Source organism: Nocardia farcinica (assembly GCF_029867845.1).
GTDB classification, from domain to species: Bacteria; Actinomycetota; Actinomycetes; order Mycobacteriales; family Mycobacteriaceae; genus Nocardia; species Nocardia farcinica_A.
On the sequence record NZ_JARWRU010001023.1, the window covers coordinates 1 to 1589 of the forward strand.

2 protein-coding genes and 1 pseudogene are annotated in these 1589 nt (G+C 74.0%); 1 reads left to right on the forward strand and 2 read right to left on the reverse strand.

Going from position 1 to position 1589, the window contains the following annotated elements; translation table 11 throughout:
* A partial coding sequence (locus QH283_RS22680) for a CGNR zinc finger domain-containing protein (protein ID WP_280504971.1) occupies window positions 1-346 on the forward strand: 346 nt, incomplete at its 5' end.
* A gap of 57 nt (window positions 347-403) precedes the next feature.
* Here the strand turns inward: QH283_RS22680 and QH283_RS22685 are convergent.
* Both QH283_RS22685 and QH283_RS22690 read right to left on the reverse strand, forming a co-directional pair.
* Entirely contained in the window at window positions 404-598 is a 195-nt protein-coding gene (locus QH283_RS22685; protein ID WP_280504972.1) for a DUF3046 domain-containing protein, read from the reverse strand.
* Between the two features lie 63 nt (window positions 599-661).
* Window positions 662-1589: pseudogene (locus QH283_RS22690) on the reverse strand (glycosyltransferase); the annotation flags it as partial.

Below are 1589 nucleotides of genomic sequence, written 5' to 3' on the forward strand. Positions count from 1 at the left end.
GCTGGCCTCGGCCGGGCTCACCGGCCGCGCCTTCGCCGACGAGCCCACCCTCGACGCCGCGCTCGAGGTGGTCCTCGCGCACGGGCGCATCCGACGCACCCTGACCGCCGACGGGCCCGCCACCGAGGTGGAGGTCGACGATCCGGCCTGGCTGCCCGGCTGGCTGGCCGCGGAGAATCTGCTCGAGCTACTGGCCGAGGCCCCGCACCGGATCCGTCAGTGCGCACACGATCGATGCATCCTGTTCTTCTACGACACCTCGAAGAACGGAACCCGGCGCTGGCATTCGATGTCCACCTGCGGCAATCGCGCCAAGGCGGCGCGGCACTACACCAGGAAGGCCTGAACGCGACGCCGCGAGCGGGAACTCACCGGCAGGCCCCACCCACCGGCGGGACCGGATTCACCAGCGGGCTCGGGGGACGTCGAACTCGGCGCACAGCGCCCGCCAGACCTCGCGCGGATCGATGCCGTCCTCGATGGCCTGGGCACCGGTGCGACCGCCCAGGGAGAACAGGGTGTGATCGGTGAGCAGGGCGTCGCCCCGCATGGCGCCGAATTCGGTGTGCAACAGCTCCTGGAACTCCGTCAACCGCATCGTCCCGAAGATACTCGCGCCCGGCGGGCGCGCGCAGCGGCGCCCGGCCCGCGACGGCGAGGGTCAGTTCGCGCGCGCCCGGTCGAGCACCCGCCTGCACAGTTCCACCGGGTCGGCGACCTCGGTGATGCCCTTCGCCGCCACCCCCGCCGCCGCGGTGTAGCGCGGATCGTCGAGCATCTGCCGCACGGCGGCGCGCACCGCCTCGGCGGTCAACGGGCGCACGATGATCGAACTGCCCTGCCGCGCGGCGCGATTGGCCAGCTCCCACTGGTCCCCGCCACCGGGGACGGTCACCACGGGAACGCCGGCGAGCAGAGACTTGGCCAGCAGGCCGTGCCCACCGCCGCCGACGACCGCCGACGCGTGGCGCAGCAGCACATCCTGCCTGCCCAGCCCCGCGGTGGCCCAGGGCGGCAGGTCGGCGGGCGGGGTGTCGAGCATGGAGATCGCCACCCGCACGCCCGCGCCGTCGAGCGCGCGCAGCACGGTCTCGGCCATCCCTTCGACGCCGGTGTGGGCGGTGGACGGGGCGACCACCACCAATGGCTCGTCGCCGGGCGGCAGGTCGAGCACGTCCTCGGTCGGCTCCCACAGCAGCGGCCCGATCAGGTGGGCGTTGCCCGGCCAGTCCGGGCGCGGGACCTCCAGCGCGGGCAACGTGGCCAGCAGTCGCGCCGCCGGACCGGGATCGACGGCGGGCAGGCCGACGCTCTCCCTGGCCCGCGCGCGCTGCTGTTCGCCCTTGCGCACCGCGCGGTCGGTCATGGCGCGCAGCAGCGCGTCACGCACCCGGCCGCGCAGGCCCGCACCCACCGCGAGCCCACTGCCGATGGGCGGCAGTCCCTTCGAGGGCAGGTACAGCGGATGCGGGGACAGCTCCACCCACGGCACACCGAGCCGTGCGTCGGCCAATCCGCCCCCCCCGGTGAGCACGTCCGAGGACACCACTTAAGGCAGCAAGTCGCCGAGGTCGGGCAGGCAATACGGT

Coding starts and splice junctions, on each gene's coding strand:
- QH283_RS22685 (WP_280504972.1), bottom strand. CDS start 598: ATGCGGTTGACGGAGTTCCAGGAGCTGTTGCACACCGAATTCGGCGCC.